Origin of the sequence: Methylobacterium sp. E-005 (assembly GCF_022829725.1) — a bacterium.
Taxonomy (GTDB): Bacteria; Pseudomonadota; Alphaproteobacteria; order Rhizobiales; family Beijerinckiaceae; genus Methylobacterium.
The window spans coordinates 55,671-72,360 of sequence record NZ_JAKSYG010000027.1 but is presented as its reverse complement, the minus strand read 5'-3'; the positions used below and the strand labels follow the sequence as shown (position 1 = coordinate 72,360).

General features: G+C 70.0%; 9 protein-coding genes and 1 pseudogene. 6 read left to right on the top strand and 4 right to left on the bottom strand.

The window, feature by feature from the left end; translation table 11 throughout:
- A pseudogene (locus MKK88_RS02150) lies at nucleotides 1-313 on the top strand (sugar transporter); the annotation flags it as partial.
- Nucleotides 314-446: 133 nt separating this feature from the next.
- Here the strand turns inward: MKK88_RS02150 and MKK88_RS02145 are convergent.
- From MKK88_RS02145 to MKK88_RS02135, 3 genes are all read right to left on the bottom strand, one after another.
- On the bottom strand, nucleotides 447-1,814 hold the full coding sequence (locus MKK88_RS02145) for an aminotransferase class I/II-fold pyridoxal phosphate-dependent enzyme (protein ID WP_243996943.1): 1,368 nt from the start codon (nucleotides 1,812-1,814) through the stop codon (nucleotides 447-449).
- Nucleotides 1,811-9,253 (bottom strand): type I polyketide synthase, encoded by a 7,443-nt coding sequence (locus tag MKK88_RS02140; protein ID WP_243996942.1) that lies wholly within the window; start codon nucleotides 9,251-9,253, stop codon nucleotides 1,811-1,813. Before MKK88_RS02140 ends, MKK88_RS02145 begins: the two co-directional genes overlap by 4 nt.
- A gap of 339 nt (nucleotides 9,254-9,592) precedes the next feature.
- Nucleotides 9,593-10,936: a UDP-glucose dehydrogenase family protein gene (locus MKK88_RS02135; protein WP_243996941.1), complete on the bottom strand. Its 1,344-nt coding sequence runs from the start codon at nucleotides 10,934-10,936 to the stop codon at nucleotides 9,593-9,595.
- Nucleotides 10,937-11,277: 341 nt separating this feature from the next.
- On the opposite strand from MKK88_RS02135, the gene argB reads away from it, so the two are divergent.
- The 4 genes from argB (at nucleotide 11,278) to MKK88_RS02115 (ending at nucleotide 14,769) form a co-directional block, all read left to right on the top strand.
- The gene (gene argB, locus MKK88_RS02130; RefSeq protein ID WP_243996940.1) at nucleotides 11,278-12,171 is read left to right on the top strand and encodes an acetylglutamate kinase; all 894 of its coding nucleotides are present in this window, start codon (nucleotides 11,278-11,280) and stop codon (nucleotides 12,169-12,171) included.
- 155 nt (nucleotides 12,172-12,326) lie between these two features.
- Nucleotides 12,327-13,067, top strand: a complete 741-nt coding sequence (locus tag MKK88_RS02125; protein ID WP_243996939.1) for a pyrimidine 5'-nucleotidase — start codon at nucleotides 12,327-12,329, stop codon at nucleotides 13,065-13,067.
- Nucleotides 13,068-13,316: 249 nt separating this feature from the next.
- On the top strand, nucleotides 13,317-14,168 hold the full coding sequence (locus tag MKK88_RS02120; RefSeq protein ID WP_243996938.1) for an AAA family ATPase: 852 nt from the start codon (nucleotides 13,317-13,319) through the stop codon (nucleotides 14,166-14,168).
- 76 nt (nucleotides 14,169-14,244) lie between these two features.
- On the top strand, nucleotides 14,245-14,769 hold the full coding sequence (locus tag MKK88_RS02115; protein ID WP_243996937.1) for a SixA phosphatase family protein: 525 nt from the start codon (nucleotides 14,245-14,247) through the stop codon (nucleotides 14,767-14,769).
- A 127-nt stretch (nucleotides 14,770-14,896) separates the two neighbouring features.
- Here the strand turns inward: MKK88_RS02115 and MKK88_RS02110 are convergent, their stop codons facing one another.
- The gene (locus tag MKK88_RS02110) at nucleotides 14,897-15,925 is read right to left on the bottom strand and encodes an alpha/beta fold hydrolase (RefSeq protein WP_243996936.1); all 1,029 of its coding nucleotides are present in this window, start codon (nucleotides 15,923-15,925) and stop codon (nucleotides 14,897-14,899) included.
- Between the two features lie 194 nt (nucleotides 15,926-16,119).
- Here MKK88_RS02110 and MKK88_RS02105 point away from each other — a divergent pair, with 194 nt between their 5' ends.
- The gene (locus tag MKK88_RS02105; protein WP_243996935.1) at nucleotides 16,120-16,602 is read left to right on the top strand and encodes an Hsp20 family protein; all 483 of its coding nucleotides are present in this window, start codon (nucleotides 16,120-16,122) and stop codon (nucleotides 16,600-16,602) included.
- Nucleotides 16,603-16,690 lie beyond the last annotated feature (88 nt).

Below are 16,690 nucleotides of genomic sequence, written 5' to 3'. Positions count from 1 at the left end.
GGCGCGCGGCCTGTCGGACTTCGCCGCCGACCCGGCCGGCACCTTCATCTTCCGGTTCGAGCCGGCCAGCGTGGTGCGGCGGCTGAACCCGGGCTCGAAGCTGCTGGGCACGCCCCTGGTCCCGGTGGTGTACCGGATCGATATGCGCGACCCGAACAGCCTGTTCGTGTCCCAGGCGTTCCGGATGCGCAACCGCGACCTGATCTACGTGTCGAACGCGCCGTTCACCGAGCTGTCGAAGGTGCTCACCGCCTTCAGCGGCGTCACCGGGCCGATCGCCTCCGTGGCCACGGCCTACGCCTACACGAAGTAGCGTGCCGCCGGCCTCCGGGCCGGCGATCGTCCCGACAGATCCTCAAACGAGAACAGGGCGCGGAAGAGATCCGCGCCCTGTTCTCGTTTTCCCTATGCCGATCAGGAGCCGAGGCCTCCAGCCCCGGATGTGCTCAGGCCCGCTTGGCCAGCAGCTGCTCGATCAGCGAGCCGCCCTTGTCGATCGCGGCCAATTCCTCGGCGACCGCGTTCACGGTGTCGCGGATCTGGTCCGGGGTGTGCTCGGAGGTCAGGAAGAAGCGCAGGCGCGAGGCCCGCTCGGGCACCGCGGGATGGATGATCGGCTGCACGTTGATGCCGCGCCGGAACAGCCGGTCCGACAGGGTCACGGCCTTCAGCGAATCGCCCACGATGATCGGCACCACGGCGAGGCCGAGGCTGAAACCGGTATCGAGGCCGAGCTTCTTGGCGGTGGTCAGGAACAGGGTGCCGTTCTGGCGCAGGCGCTCGACCCGCTCCGGCTCGGCATTCATCACGGCGAGCGCCGCCTCCGCGGCCGCCGCAAGCGGCGGCGACATGCCGACGCTGTAGACGAAGCCGCCGGCCGAGTGCTTCAGGTACTCGATCAGCGCGATCGGGCCGCAGATGTAGCCACCGCAGGTCGAGAGCGTCTTCGACAGCGTGCCCATCCAGATGTCGACCTCCTTGGGGTCGACACCGCAATGCTCGAACAGGCCGGCGCCGGTCCGGCCGGTCACGCCGAGGCCGTGGGCCTCGTCGACCATCAGCCACGCATCGTAGCGCTTCTTGAGGGCGATGAGCCCGGCGAGGTCCGGCGCATCGCCGTCCATGCTGTAGAGGCCCTCGACCACGATCAGCGCCCGGCGGTGCTCGTGGCGGGTCGTCTGGAGCAGCGTCTCCAGGGCGTCGAGGTCGTTATGCGCGAAGGAGCGACGCTGGGCGCCGGAGAGCTGCGCGCCGGTCACGATGCTGTTGTGGGACAGCGCGTCGTGGAAGATCACGTCGCCGGCTTCGAGCAGGGCACCGATGGTGGTCACGTTGGTGGCGTGCCCGCTCACCATCACGACGCAGCCCTCGGACCGGTAGTGCTTGGCCAGCGCCTGCTCCAGGCTGATATGACCCGGCCGCTCGCCCGCCACCACGCGGCTCGCCGAGGCCGAGGTGCCGTAGGCGTCGATCGCCTCGCGGGCCGCGTTGCTGACCCGCGGATGACCGTTCAGGCCGAGATAGTCATAGGACGAGAAGTTGGTGAAGCTCTTCTGGTCGATCCGCGTGGTCGCGCCGGCCTTCGCATCATGGACGCGGAAGAACGGGTTGCCCAGGCCGATCAGCTCGGCCGCCTGACGCTGGAGCTTCAGCTCCCGGTAGCCCGGCAGGTTCTCGAAATTCTGCGCCGCCGACTTGCCAGCCGGGGAGGCCGCCTTGACGGGGGCCGGGCGCGGGGTCGCGCGCCCGAGGCGGTTCGTCACGAAGCCGGCGAGCGCCGCGCGCCCGCCGTCAGGCCGTGCCGTATCGGTCATGAGTTCGTCTCTTTGATCTCGCTGGACGTCTGCTCGATGAGTTCCCGAAGCGGCGCCATCATCTGCGCATCGATCTCACCACCGATGTGCTTCGAGACGAGGCTCATCGCGACACCGGCCGCCTCATCCATGGGCGCGGAAACCGCCTGAATTAAGGACTCCGACAGCTCGTTGACGGTCATGCCCGAGGACAGGCCCGCGGGCGGCGCATCGAGGGCGAAGCGCTCCTGCAGGCTGGCGCCGAGTTCGACACCCATCAGCGAGTCGAGGCCGATCTCCGAGAGCTGGCGCACGCGGCTGATATCGTCCTTCGGCAGGCGCAGGATGCGGGCGATGTCCTCAACGATGGCGTCCGACACGGTCTTGCGGACCGAGTCGATGTCGCCGCCCTTAAGCAGCGCCCCGATGTTGATCGCCTGGACGCCACCGGCCTCGGCCTGCTGGTCCGACCCGAGTTCGGCGTAGCTCGGCGAACGCATGGTGGCGAGACGCTCGCGCGCCTTGCCCCAGTGCATCGCCGCGATGGCGATGACCGCCTCGTCCGGGGACGCACCCTGGCTGCCCAGCGCCTCGGCCATCAGGTCGAGGCAGCGGCGGGCCTCCATCGGCGTGACGCCGACGCGGCCGGCGAGGCCTTCCATGACCGCCTTGTTGCGGGCGAGCATGCCGACATCGCCGATCGCACCCCAGGCCACCGCCAGGGCGGGCAGGCCGCGACGGCGGCGCTGCCGGGCCAGACCCTCCATGAAGCCGTTGGCGGCCACGTAGGAGCCCTGGCCCGGGTTGCCGATGAAGGTCGTCGCCGAGGAGAACAGGACGAAGTAGTCGAGGCTCCGGTCGCGGGTGGCGGCGTCGAGGTGCTGGGCGCCGATCACCTTCGGGCTGATCACCGCGTCGAGCGCCGCGGCGTCGATGTTGGAGATCAGGCCGTCCTGGAGCACCGCAGCGGCGTGCAGCACGCCGGCCAGCTTCTTGCCCTTCTGCTCGATCTCGGCCAGCAGCCGGTCCACCGAGGCGCGGCTCGTGATGTCGACCGCCTTCGCCTCGACGGTCACGCCCCGGGCCGATAGCTCGGCCACGATCGCCTTGGCCTCGTCGGTGGCCGCGCCCTTGCGGCCGGCCAGCACGAGGTGCTTGGCACCCCGGTCGATCAGCCAGCGCGCCGCCTCCAGGCCGAAGCCGCCGAGGCCGCCGGTGAGCAGATGGACGCCCGTCTCCGAAACCGTGAACGGCTTCGCCGTGTCCTTCATGATCGTGCCGGCCTTGGGCGGGCTGATCACGATCTTTCCGATGTGACCCGACTGCTGCATCAGCCGGAACGCATCCGAGGTCTCGGCCGCGGTGAAGGGCTGGTAGGGCAGGGGCTTCAGGCCGCCGTCGTTGAACAGGGCCATCACCTCGCGGAACATCCGCGCGCCGTCATCGCCCTGGTGCTGAATCACCTGATCGAGATCGACGCCGAAGTAGCTGAGGTTCCGCCGGAACGGGCGCAGGCCGATATGGGTGTTGGCGACGTAGTCGCGCTTGCCCAGCTCGACGAAGCGGCCGAAGGGCCGCAGCGCGTTGAGCGAGCGCTCCATCGCCTCGCCGAACAGGCTGTTCAGCACGATGTCGACGCCGTCGCCGGTGATCGCCCGGACCTCGTCCACGAAGGCCAGCGAGCGGGAATCGAGCACGTGCTCGGCCCCGAGCGCCTTCACCAGCGCCCGCTTCTCGCGGGAGCCCGCCGTGGCGATGACCCGCGCGCCCTTGAGCTTGGCGATCTGCAGGGCCGCCAGCCCGACGCCGCCCGCGCCGCCATGGACCAGCACCCACTCGCCGCGCCGCATCCGGGCGCAGGAGACGAGGCCGTAATAGGCGGTGAGGAAGGCGACCGGCACGGTGGCGGCCGCCATCGGGTCGAGGCCCTGCGGCATCGGGGCGACGACGAGATCCGGCACCACGATATGGGTGGCGAAGCCCGACTGGGCGAAGGCGACGACCGGGTCGCCGACCTTGAAGCCCTTCACGCCCGGACCGACGGCCGTGACGCGGCCGGCGCATTCGAGGCCGAGGCGCGGACCGGCGAAGCCGTCCTCCAGGATCTCCTCGGGGAGCATCGAGAGCGCCCAGAGAACGTCACGGAAGTTGAGGCCGGTGGCCTCCACCGCAATCTCCATCTCGCCCTTGCCGGGGGCGCGGCGCTCGGCCGGACCCCAGACCATCTCGCTCAGGCCGCCGGTGTTGCTGCGCTCCAGGCGCGCGGCCTCGGCCGGGACCAGATCCGCCGGATCCCGGTGCTGCGGCCGGCCCGCATGGAAGCGCACGACCTGCGTCCGCTCGTCATCCAGCACGATCTCGGTCTCTGGCGTGCCGGAGAGGATGAGGTCGCGCAGGCGCTCGGAGGCGCGTTTCGACGACATCTCGGGCGAGAGGTCGATGCGGCGGACGTCGAGGTTCGGGGCCTCGTTGGCGAGGGTGCGGGAGAAGGCCCACACGCCGGCCTCGATGTTGGTGGTCTGGCCGCCGCGATCACGGGTCGCGCCGGGGGCGACGACCCAGAGGCGGGTCTGGCGGGCGCCGAGATGCTCGGTGCAGCGCTTCAGGCTGAGGCAGCGGTCGCGCAGGCGCTCGGAGGCCTCGCCGCCGCGGGTGAAGGCGCCGGCCAGGAACACCACCGTGTCGGGGGTCTCCTTCTCCAGCTCCATCAGGGAGGTCTCGGAGTCGAGGATGATCGAGACATGCACGCCGCCCGCGACCAGCAGGGTCGCCAGCGAGGAGGCGGTCTCGGCCGCGAACTCGTCGTCGGAGCCGATGATGAAGGCGAAGCTCTGCGCCGGGGCCGGGCCCGGGCGCACCGGCGCCTCCGCCGTCAGCAGCAGGTCGTCGCCATTGGCCGAGGCCGCACGCTCGACCTCGACCTTGACGAGGCCGTGGGCGCTGAGCGTGCGCTGCCAGCCCTCGATATCCTCCAGCCGGCCAACCGGTAGGCCGCCGACCGCCTCCTCGAACCAGCCCGGGGTCAGGCCGAACACGAGGTCGCGGAACAGCGAGGCCCCGGGCTCCACCGCCACCAGCAGGCCGCCCGTGGCGAGCGCCGAGGCGAGCTGGCCCGGCAGGGACCGGTCGCCGCGATGCAGGCTGCCGGAGGCCAGGATCAGGTCGAAGCTGCCGGGGGCGAGCTCATCCGCGCTCTCCACCACGGCGGCGGCGCGGCCGAGGGACAGGCGGGCGCGCTCGGCGAGCCGGCGGTCTGTCTCGAACACGGTGAGCCGGGCCTCGGCGGCGGCGGCGAAGGTCGCGGCCTGGGCCGAAAGCGGGCCGAAGCCGACCTGCAGGACGCGGAGCGCCCGCTCCTTGGGGAGCTGCGCGCGGCTGCGCTCGATCAGGTTGGCGACCACGTCGGCGCCGTGGCGCGCGGTGGCCGAGCGCAGCACGAAGGCGTCGATCGCCCCCTGCGGCAGGGCCGGCGCGTCAGTCAGCGTGCCGGCGAGGAGCCGGTCGACCAGGGCGCCGACATCGGCGATCAGCACCAGCTCGGCCGAGAGGTCCGGATGGTCCCCCGCGATCCAGCGCATGATCTCGTCGGGCGCCGGCAGGGCGGAGCCGTCGCCCAGGGTCCAGTTCTGGCCGGCGCGCTCGGCGAGCCCGCTGCTCTCCAGGGCGTAGAGGGCGTTCAGCAGCCAGGGCCGCAGGGACTCGGGCACGCGGCTATCGGTCACCGACACGGTCTCGCCCTGCGCCAGACCGGAGGCGAGGCGGTAGGCGAGGGAGGTGGCCCAGCCCTCCAGCAGGAGGTGGCCCGGCGACAGGGCGGCGTCGGACGGCCCCTTCGCCTCGGCGGCGAGCGGACGCAGACGCGCGGCCACGCTCGGGCGGCGCTCCATCGGGATCGCGGTCGGCTCGGTGGCGAGCTCCGGCACCTGCGAGATCGCGAAGGCCGAGAGGTCGCCGCCGTTCTTAGCGCGCAGGGCCTGGAACCGGCCCTCGCGGATCGTGGCGATCACCGCCCCCTCGGCATCGAGGAGGGTGAAGTCGGCCAGGATCGAGCGCTCGTTGCAGCGGCGGGTGCGGATGATCGAGCGGGCGATCACCGCGCCGGGGCGCAGCAGCCGGACCTCGCCGAAGCGGACCGGGATGTAGGCCTTGCCGCCGTTCTCGCCGAGCAGGTCGGCGAAGAGCAGGATCAGCCCGTGGAAGCAGGCGTCGAGCCGGTTCGGCACGAGGCCGTAGCGGGTATCGGGCTCGGCCGGCAGCAGATCCGACACGATGGTGGCGTCATCCAGCCTTGCGCTCAGGGCGACCTGCTGGAAGCTCGGGCCGAAGGCCAGGCCCGAGGCCAGGGCCTTGGCGTAGAGCGCGTCGCCGGAGAGCACGTGCTCGCCGGCCGTCTCGAAGCTGAAGCCGTTCAGGTCCGGAGCCTTCGGGGCCGAGAAGGTGCCCTCGACGATCTTGGCCTGGGCGTGCAGTTGCCAGGGGGTCTGGGTGAGGCGCGGGCGGCTCAGCACCTGGATGCCGTTCCCGGAGCCCGACAGGCGCACCGCGACCTCGCGCAGGGCGTCCTCGGTGAACACCATCGGCGCCACGATCTCGAAATCGGCCAGCACGACCTCGTCGTCGCGCATCGCCTCGCGGACGCAGGCCAGAGCCATCTCGACGAAGCCGGCGCCCGGCATGATCACCTGGCCGTCGACCTTGTGGTCCTCCAGCTCGGGCACGGTCGCGGGATCGACGAAGCCGTTCCACTCCAGACCGTCGAAGGTGGTGCGCGAGCCGATCAGCGGATGATAGGGGCGGGCGCTCATCGCACCGACGCCCTCGGTGGTGTCGGCGAGGCGGAACGGGCGGCGCTGCCAGGGATAGGTCGGCAGGCGCACGTCGCCCTTCGGCGCATCGCCGAACAGCACGGCCTCGTCGACCTGGGCGCCCTGGACCAGGGCGGCGCTGACCGCCTTGGCGATCGGGTCGCCGCCGGACGCCTTGCGGTGCATCACGCCGACCGTGGCGGTCTCGATGCCGAGCGGCTCGACCGCGTCGCCGACATGCGACATGAGCGTCGCGCGCGGGCCGACCTCGACGAAGACGCGGGCGCCGCGGCGGGTGGCGTCCTGCACGGCCTCGCAGAAGCGCACCGGCTCGCGGATGTTGCGCCACCAGTAGGAGGCGCCGAAATGCGAGCCGTCCAGCACGCTGCCGGTCACGGTGGAAACCATCGCGGTGGTGCCGGACCGCGCCTTGAGGCCACCGAGATCGCGCAGCAGCGGCTTCTCGGTCGGGTCCATCAGCCGGCCATGGAAGGCGTAGGCGAGGTCGAGCTTGCGCCCGCGCCGGCGCTTGCGCGACAGGGCCTTCAGGGCGGCCTCGATATCGGCCACCGGGCCCGCGACCGTCACGGCCTTCGGGCTGTTGTAGGCGGCGATGTCGAGGGTCGGGAAATCCTTGAGGAAGGTCTCGACCTCCTCGGACGGCATCAGCAGCACCGCCATGGTGCCCTGGCCGTGCGTCGTCTCCTGATGGTGGCTGCGGTAGTAGATGACCCGGACCGCATCCTCCAGGCTCAGGACCCCGGCCGCCTCGGCGGCGGCGATCTCACCCACGCTGTGGCCGAGCACGTAGGACGGGATCAGGCCCTTGGCCTTGAGTGCGGCCGTCGAGGCGCTCTCGATGGCGAAGATCAGCGGCTGCGAGACGCTGGTCAGCGCGAGGCGCTCATCCAGATCCTCGGCGTAGAGCGCGTCCTTGAGCGACCAGTCCGAATAGACCTGGAACAGGGTATCGATCCGGTCGAAGGTCGCGCGGAAGACCGCGTTCTCCTCGTAGGCCTCGCGGCCCATCCCGGCCCACTGGCTGCCGTTGCCCGAATAGATGAAGGCCACCTCGGCCACGCGGTCGACCGCGGTGCCGGTGAAGGCATCCTGGCTGTCCTCACCCTCGCCGACGGCGCGGAGGGCGGCGGCGACATCGGTCCTGCCGTCGAGCGCGATGGCGAGGCGGGCCGGCATGCGCTCGCGGCGATGCGCGACGGCGGCCGCAATGGTCGGAGCCTGGGCCGGCTCGGCTTCCAGGCGCTCGGCATAGTCGAGGGCCATCTCGTTCAGCGCGGCCCGGCTCTGGGCCGAGAGCAGCAGCAGCTGCGCGGCGGGCTCCGGCGCCGTCTCGGCGGCCTTCGACCATGCGGGGGCATCGGTGATGACGACGTGCGCGTTGGTGCCGCCGAAGCCGAAGGAGTTCACGCCGGCGAAACGCTCGCGGGGGCCGCGGCCGATCTTCAGCGGCGCGCGCACGACGTCCAGGTTCAGCTCGTCGAACGGGATGTCGGGGTTCAGCTCGGCCGCATGCAGCGACGGCGGCACGAGGTCGTGCTCGAGCGCCAGCGTCGCCTTCATCAGGCCGGCCAGGCCGGAGACCGGCTCGGTATGGCCGATATTGGTCTTGATCGAGCCGATCGGCAGCGGCGCCTGCCGGCCGCGACCGAGCTTCGAGCCGATGGCTGAGGCCTCGATCGGATCGCCCACCGGCGTACCGGTGCCGTGCGCCTCCATGAAGGCGAGATCGTCGAGGCCAATCTCGGCCTCGCGATAGACCTTCTCGAGGAGCGCACCCTGGGCATAGCCCGAGGGGAGCGAGATGCCGGTGGTCCGACCGTCGGAGTTGATGCCCGACGCCGCCACGACGGCGCGCACCGTGGCGCCGTTGCGCCGCGCGGCCTCGGCCGATTGCAGCACGAACACCACGCCGCCCTCCGAGCGCACGTAGCCGTCCGCGTTCTTGGAGAACGCCTGGCACAGGCCGGTGCGCGAGAGCATCTGCGCGGTGGAGAAGCAGATGAAGTTGAACGGGCTCGCCAGCACGTTGACGCCCGCGACGACGGCCGTGTCCACACGGCCCGACCGGATCGCCTGCACGGCGTTGTCGAAGGCGACCAGCGAGGACGAGCAGGCCGTGTCGACCGTGAAGCTCGGGCCCTTCAGGTCGAAGATGTACGAGATGCGGTTCGAGATGATCGAGAGCGTGTTGCCGGTGGCCGCATAGGCGTCGCCCGACGGCGCGTCGAGGATGCGCAGGTTGCCGTAATCGAGCGAGGAGGCACCGACGAACACGCCGATATGGCTGCCGGCCACACTCGACGGGCGCAGGCCCGCATCCTCAAGGGCTTCCCAGGTCAGCTCCAGCAGCATCCGCTGCTGCGGATCCATCTGCTCGGCCTCGCGGGGCGAGATGCCGAACACCGCCGGGTCGAACGACCACACGTCGTCGATGACGCCCGCCGCCCAGGTGTAGCTCTTGCCACGCTCATGGGCGCGGGGATGCGCGAACCGCTCCAGGGAGAACCGGTCGGCCGGCACCTTGCTGACGGCACAGCGCCCCTCGGAGAGGAGTGACCACAGCCCGTCCACACTGGGGGCCCCGGGCAGTCGGCATGCGCGTCCGACGATCGCAATGTCTGTACGTTGTGTCACGTTCGGTTCGCACACGCTCGTTATCGGAAGTCGGCTCGGCTCTCGACGAGTGAGTACCCTCTCACCCCTTACTGTGGCACCATTGCGGTGTCCAACCAGCCCACACGCGAGGTCATCCCCGCGCGGCGAAATTGCCGAAGGCTGTGACATGTATTCATCAGAGTCCTATCCAATCCCGGCGATCAGAACGCCAAGTTTGGACCGTTCGACTGGTCGTCGAGACGCTGAAACGATCATCAGAAAGCCGCAGTTTCGCCCTGCGATCGGAAGCCGGTCTGACCGCGTTGCGCCCAGGCCACGAGAAGATCTTCCGAAGAGATCCCCGGATCATCGTACAGGTCAGGACGGGTTCGGCTCGGCGCCGGCCCCGTTTCGTCCGACGCCGCAATAGATAAAGCCGTGCCGCGCGGCGCTTTCGGGATCGTAGATGTTGCGCAGATCGACCAGGACCGGCATCGCCCCGCCGGACGCCATGGCCTGCCGCAGCCGGTCGAGGTCGAGGGCCCGGAAGGCGTTCCACTCGGTGACGATCACCAGCGCCTCGGCCCCCTCCGCACAGGCATAGGCGTTCTCGGCGTAGTCCACGGCCGGCATCAGCACCCGCGCATGCGCCATGCCCTCAGGGTCGTAGGCACGCACCTTTGCGCCCGCATCCTGCAGGCCCGCCACGATGGCCAGCGACGGTGCGTCGCGCATGTCGTCCGTGTCCGGCTTGAAGGTCAGGCCGAGCAGCGCCACCGTCTTGCCGCGCACGGAACCGGCGCAGGCCTTGATGATCTTGCGCGCCATGGCGCGCTTCCTCTGGTCGTTGACCGCCACGACGGTCTCTACGAGCCGCAGCGGCGTGCCGGCATCCTGGGCGGTCTTGACCAGGGCCAGCGTGTCCTTGGGGAAGCACGATCCGCCATAGCCCGGTCCGGCATGCAGGAACTTGGTGCCGATCCGGTTGTCGAGCCCGATGCCCCGGGCGACCTGCTGCACGTCGGCGCCGACTTCCTCGCACAGGTCGGCCATCTCGTTGATGAAGGTGATCTTGGCGGCCAGGAACGCGTTGGCGGCGTATTTGGTCAGCTCGGCGGTGCGGCGGCTGGTCACAAGGATCGGCGCGGCGTTCAGGTAGAGCGGCCGGTAGACCTCGCGCATCACCGCCTCGGCCCGGGCCTCCTCGCTGCCGACCACGATGCGGTCGGGCCGCTTGAAATCGGCGATGGCCGCGCCCTCGCGCAGGAACTCGGGGTTGGAGGCGACGGCGAAGTCGGCCGAGGGGTTGGTCTCGCGGATGATGCGCTCGACCTCGTCGCCGGTGCCGACCGGGACGGTCGACTTCGTCACCACAACGGTGAAGCCCGACAGCGCTTCGGCGATCTCGCGTGCCGCGTCGAACACGAAGCTCAGATCGGCGAAGCCGTCGCCGCGGCGGGAGGGGGTACCCACCGCGATGAACACCGCGTCAGCCTCGGCCACGGCCTCGCGCATGCTGGTGCGGAAGGCGAGCCGGCCCTGCCGGACGTTCTCAGCCACCAGGGCATCGAGCCCCGGCTCGTAGATCGGCATCCGGCCGGCATTCAGGCTCGCGATCTTGTCCGGGTCGCGATCGATGCAGACCACGCTGTGTCCGAAATCGGCCAGGCACGCCCCGGACACCAGGCCGACATATCCGGCCCCAATCATCGCGATCCGCATCCGGTCCTCCCGGCAAACAGCTTCCAGCGCGCTGCAGTGCAGCATGAGCCGGGCGCCTCGGGTGTGCAACCCGTTCGACCCTGGTTCTGCTCCAATCTGTAGCCGGGTTGCAACACACGGGAAGGGTGACTGTTTTTTGACAGCAGTGCCACCGGGGTGAGTCGACCCCGTCATCCCCGCAGTTTCGCGGCCCGCCGCTCTCCGTCCGGCATCCGGCCCTACGGCGGCTTCGCAGTGCCGACAGCTTCCTGTAGAAGCGCCCCCGCCCGGCGGGTGCGGCCGCAATCCCACCCGCTTGCCATAACCCCTTGCCCTGACCCAAGGATCGGCGAAGGACCGCGATGACCGAATTGCCGAACGTGCACGTGCGCGCCGAGGTTCTGGCCCAGGCGCTGCCCCACATGCAGCGCTACGACCAGGAGATCGTGGTCATCAAGTATGGCGGCCACGCCATGGGCGACCGGTCGGCGGCCGAGGATTTCGCGGAGGACATCGTCCTCCTCGAACAATCCGGGCTGAAGCCGATCGTCGTGCACGGGGGCGGCCCGCAGATCGGCAAGATGCTCGACCGGCTCGGCATCCAGTCCGAGTTCCGCGGCGGCCTGCGCGTCACCGACGCGGCCACCGTGGAGGTGGTCGAGATGGTCTTGGCCGGCCTGATCAACAAGCAGATCGTCGGCTGGATCTCGGCCGAGGGCGGGCGGGCCGTCGGCCTGTGCGGCAAGGATGGCAACATGGTCCGGGCCAAGCGGGCGCTCAAGACCATGGTCGATCCCGAGAGCCATCTCGAGCAGACCATCGATCTCGGCCTCGTCGGCGAACCGGAGCATGTCGAGCGCGGCGTGCTCGATGCGGTGCTGAAGGCCGAGCTCATTCCCGTGCTCGCGCCGGTCGCCTACGGGGCGGACGGGCAGACCTACAACGTCAATGCCGACACGTTCGCGGGGGCGATCGCGGGGGCGCTGCGGGCCAAGCGCCTGCTGCTGCTCACCGACGTTCCGGGCGTCCTCGACAAGGACAAGAAGCTGATCCCCGAACTCACCGTGGAGGATTGCCGCCGCCTGATCGCGGACGGCACCATCACGGGCGGGATGATCCCCAAGATCGAGACCTGCATGTACGCGATCGAGCGCGGCGTGGAGGCGGTCGTCATCCTCGACGGCAAGGTCAACCACGCGGTGCTGCTGGAGCTGTTCACCGATTACGGCGCCGGCACGCTGATCCGACGGGGCTGAGGGCGCGATCCGGCGGCGCGGGGCGCGGGACGGAAACTTCCGTCCCGCGCCCGCATTGTCCTGTTCCGGGCCAGCCCCGGGCCAGCCAGGCTTGCGAGCTTGACCGTAGAGGTTCAGATTCGCCCGCGCGGGGGCCAGGAATCCAAGGGGATACGGTGCATCACCCCGACAAGGCCCAGTTCACCACGCCCGACGCGCGCGGCTTCGCCGATGTCGACACCTGGGTGTTCGACCTCGACAACACGCTCTACCCGAGCGACGCCCGGGTTTGGCCGCAGATCGACGACCGAATCACGCTCTACGTGATGAAGCTCTATGGGCTCGATGGGATCTCGGCCCGCGCCCTGCAGAAGCATTTCTACCATACCTATGGCACGACCCTGAAGGCCCTGATGGCGGAGGCGGATGTCGATCCGCACGAGTTCCTCGATTTCGCGCACGACATCGACCACTCGACGATCCAGCTCGACCCGGGTCTCGGCGACGCGATCGAACGGCTGCCGGGGCGCAAGCTGATCCTGACCAACGGGTCGCGCCGGCATGCCGAGAACGTGGCCGCCAAGCTCGGGATCCTCGACCATTTCGAGGACGTGTTCGACATCGCGGCCGCCGATTTCATACCGAAGCCGGAGCGCTCGACCTACGAGCGCTTCCTCACGGCCCACGACGTCGAGCCGACGCGGGCCGCCCTGTTCGAGGACATCGCCCGCAACCTCGCCGTGCCGCACGACCTCGGGATGGCAACCGTCCTGGTGGTCCCCAAGGTCAGCGATCCCTACCGGGAAGCGTTCGAGCAGGAGGCCGTGCGCGAGCCGCATATCGACCACATCACCGACGACCTCGCGGCGTTTCTGTCGAACTGCGTGCTGCCCGAGGCGGGGGCGCTGCGGGGGTAGGGCGCCGTCATAGGGCGCCGTCATGCGCCCTGGTCCAGGGCCCTGGTCCAGGATCGGGCGAGGCCGATGAGCTCGCCGCCGTTGCGGTTCGCCGGGACCGATCCCCAGGATCGACGATCGAGCCGCTTGCGTGGCTGGATCCCGGATCAGGGGCCGCTTCGCTCCACCTGTCCGGAAAAGGCGTGGCGCTTGCGGCCTGACCCGGCGTCGCGTTACCCGTGATGCCAGGCCCACCTCCCCGAGACCGCGATGCGCTTTTCCGGCACCGAGACCTACGTGGCGACCCCCGACCTCACGGCGGCGGTCAACGCAGCCATGGTGCTCGAACGGCCGCTCCTCGTGAAGGGCGAGCCCGGCACCGGCAAGACCGTGCTGGCCGAGGAGATCGCCAAGGGTCTGAACACCCCGCTGATCGTCTGGAACATCAAGTCGACCACCAAGGCCCAGCAGGGGCTCTACGAGTACGACGCGGTCTCGCGGCTGCGTGACTCGCAGCTCGGCGACCCGCGGGTTTCGGAGATCGGCAACTACATCCGGCGCGGCAAGCTCTGGGAGGCGTTCACGGCGCCCGAGCGCCCGGTCCTGCTGATCGACGAGATCGACAAGGCCGATATCGAGTTCCCGAACGACCTGCTCACCGAACTCGACCGGATGGAGTTCCACGTCTACGAGACCGGCGAGACCGTGAAGGCCGTGCGCCGGCCGATCGTGATCATCACGTCGAACAACGAGAAGGAGCTGCCGGACGCGTTCCTGCGCCGCTGCTTCTTCCACTACATCAAGTTCCCCGATTCCGAGACGCTGCAACGCATCGTCGACGTCCACTATCCGGGCATCAAGCACCGCCTCGTCGAAGAGGCCCTGCGGACCTTCCTGGCGATGCGCGAGGTGCCGGGCCTCAAGAAGAAGCCCTCGACCTCGGAGCTGCTCGACTGGCTGAAGCTCCTCGTCTCGGAGGACATCGCCCCCGAGACCCTGCGCGAGCAGGACGGGCGCAAGCTGATCCCGCCGCTGCACGGGGCACTCCTGAAGAACGAGCAGGATGTGAGCCTGTTCGAGAAGCTCGCCTTCATGATGCGGCGGGAGCAGCGCGGCGGCTGACGCGCGCCGCGCTTTCGGCTAACCGGCATCGGGAGACCGCAGCGCCGGTCCGGAGTTCTTGCCAGGGGCTGACGTCATGCGCAGGCTGATCCTGTTGCGGCACGCCAAGTCGGATCGTCCGGCGGGCGTCGCCGACCACGAGCGTCCGCTCAACGACCGCGGCCGCCAGGCCGCGCCGGCCGTGGGCGCCCATCTCGCTGAAGCGGGCTTGCGGCCGGACCTCGCGCTGGTCTCCACGGCCCAGCGGACCCGGGAGACCTGGGAAGCGATGGCAGCTGCGCTCGGCAACCCCGAGACCCGCCGGCATCGGGAGATCTACGAAGCGTCGGCGCACCAAATTCTGACGGTGATCCGGTCTGCGCCAGACAGCGCCGGGACGGTGATCGTCGTCGGCCACAATCCGGGCCTGGGCGACCTTGCGTCGGATTTGGCCGGGGAGGGGCCGCGTGCCGTGCGCAACCGCCTGGCGCTGGAATTCCCCACCGCCGCCTACGTGGTGATCGAGTTCGACACCGACCGCTGGGCCAACATCGCCCAAGGGCAGGGGCGCCTCGACCGGTTCGTCCGCCCCCGCGACATCGACCCGGACCTGGGCGGCTGAATCGTCCGGGATCCCAGAGGGCTCAGCCCTTTGACGGTGGATCGGGGCAGAGCCCCGATCTCGGGCTTCGCCCAGAGCCAGCAGGGTTCCCCCGCACCCGCAAAAAGGCCGAGCCCTTTTGAAACCCTCAGGCCACCGGCACCGCGGCGTGCGTGGCGACCTCCGCGTGGGAGGGCAGGGGGGAGCCCGGCACGAAGGCCTCGAAGGCCGCCCAGAAATCCTGCCGGATCGCCTCGCGCTCGGACAGGATCTCGTGGCGCGAATCCGGCAGGACCAGGATGTGCCCGGCCTTGAGCCGCGCCGCGAAGCGCTCGGTGTCGGGGGTGCCGCAGACGGGGTCGGCCCCCGCGGCGACGATCAGGGTCGGCAGGGTGATGCGCGGCGCCGCCCGCGGATCGCGCAGGCGCGCCATGGCCCGGAACGACTCGGCGAGCCACGCGATCGTCGGGTCGCCGACCGCGCCGGCACCGACCTGCCGGGCCGCCGCGGCGTTGCGGGCGTAGCGGACCGGATCCCGCGTCAGGCGGTTGCCGGGATAGGGATTGGTGGCGATCGAGACCGGCTTGCCGAACGGGATGTAGCGGCTCCCGAGACCGAGCCATTGCAGGCTCCGCGACAGCAGGGACGCCCCCGCCGGCCAGCGGATCATCCGGATCGACAGCATCGGCGCCACCGTCACGAGACGCTGGAACGGCAGCCAGCCGTCGAGCGCCCCGAGCAGCGCGACGCAGCCACCCATCGAGTGGGCGAGCCCGACATGCGGCTCCGGCATCAGCGGCATCAGCACGGTCTCGGCCACGGCGCGCAGGTCGAGCCGGTAATCGTCGTACCGGGCGACGTGGCCCTTGTGGGGATCGTCCACCCGCCGGTCCGACTCACCCTGGCCGCGCCAGTCGAAGGCCACCACCGCGAAGCCCCGGGCGCGCAGGTCGCGAATCGTCTCGTAGTACTTCTCGATGAACTCGGCCCGGCCCTGGAGCAGGCAGACCGTGCCCCAGCAGGTGCGCGTCGTGGCCTGCCAGGTGGCCGCCCGCAGGGTGCAATCGTCCCGCGTCCCCACCGCGATCAGGGTGCCGCCGGGCGGGACCGGATTGTCGGGCGTGTCACGCAGGGTCAGCAGCGGCTCAGCCCTGGCCTTACCCTCGAACCGTCCCATGGACCCCCCTGACGCACAGCCACGCACCGGCCGAGCGTAGCGAAAAAATCTCGATTCTCCCTAAGCCCCGGGGTCTTGAACCGCGTTTTTCCCCCTCCGATATCTCGTCTGTGCCGGCCATCTGGCGGCACGGAAGACGGGTCCGGCCCCTCGGGGCGGACCGGAATTGCATGTTGCTCACACGAGGATATGTCATGCGTCAGTTCGATCTCGCGCCCCTCTACCGTTCGACCGTCGGCTTCGACCGGCTGTTTTCCGCGCTCGACCAGTTCGCCAGCGCCGAGGCTGCGCCCACCTACCCGCCCTACAACATCGAGCGGACCGGCGAGAATGCCTACCGCATCACCGTCGCGGTCGCTGGCTTCACCGAAGCCGACCTGTCGATCGAAGTGCGGGAGAACGCGCTCACGCTGAAGGGCGAGCGCAAGGCGGAAGGCAAGGCCGAGTTCCTGCATCAGGGCATCGCGGCCCGCGCCTTCGAGCGCCGCTTCCAGCTCGCCGACCACGTCCAGGTGACGGGTGCGGCCCTGGAGAACGGCCTCCTCCACATCGACCTCGTCCGCGAGGTGCCGGAGGCGAAGAAGCCGCGCCGCATCCAGATCGCCACGGCGGGCCGCCCCAGCGCCCCGGTGATCGAGGGCGATGTCCGCACCGACGCGGTCCAGCAGGCCGCCTGACCGCGCTTCCGGATCATCCGCATTTTTACGAGCGCCCCGGCCCCGGCCGGGGCGCTTTCGTGTGGCGGCTGTCATAATGGCGTGTCCA

Excerpts from the sequence above, each read along its gene's own strand:
- MKK88_RS02115 (WP_243996937.1), top strand. The coding sequence starts at position 14,245 with ATGCGCAGGCTGATCCTGTTGCGGCACGCCAAGTCGGATCGTCCGGCG.
- MKK88_RS02135 (WP_243996941.1), bottom strand. The coding sequence starts at position 10,936 with ATGCGGATCGCGATGATTGGGGCCGGATATGTCGGCCTGGTGTCCGGG.
- MKK88_RS02105 (WP_243996935.1), top strand. The coding sequence starts at position 16,120 with ATGCGTCAGTTCGATCTCGCGCCCCTCTACCGTTCGACCGTCGGCTTC.
- MKK88_RS02120 (WP_243996938.1), top strand. The coding sequence starts at position 13,317 with ATGCGCTTTTCCGGCACCGAGACCTACGTGGCGACCCCCGACCTCACG.
- MKK88_RS02110 (WP_243996936.1), bottom strand. The coding sequence starts at position 15,925 with ATGGGACGGTTCGAGGGTAAGGCCAGGGCTGAGCCGCTGCTGACCCTG.
- argB (WP_243996940.1), top strand. The coding sequence starts at position 11,278 with ATGACCGAATTGCCGAACGTGCACGTGCGCGCCGAGGTTCTGGCCCAG.
- MKK88_RS02145 (WP_243996943.1), bottom strand. The coding sequence starts at position 1,814 with ATGACCGATACGGCACGGCCTGACGGCGGGCGCGCGGCGCTCGCCGGC.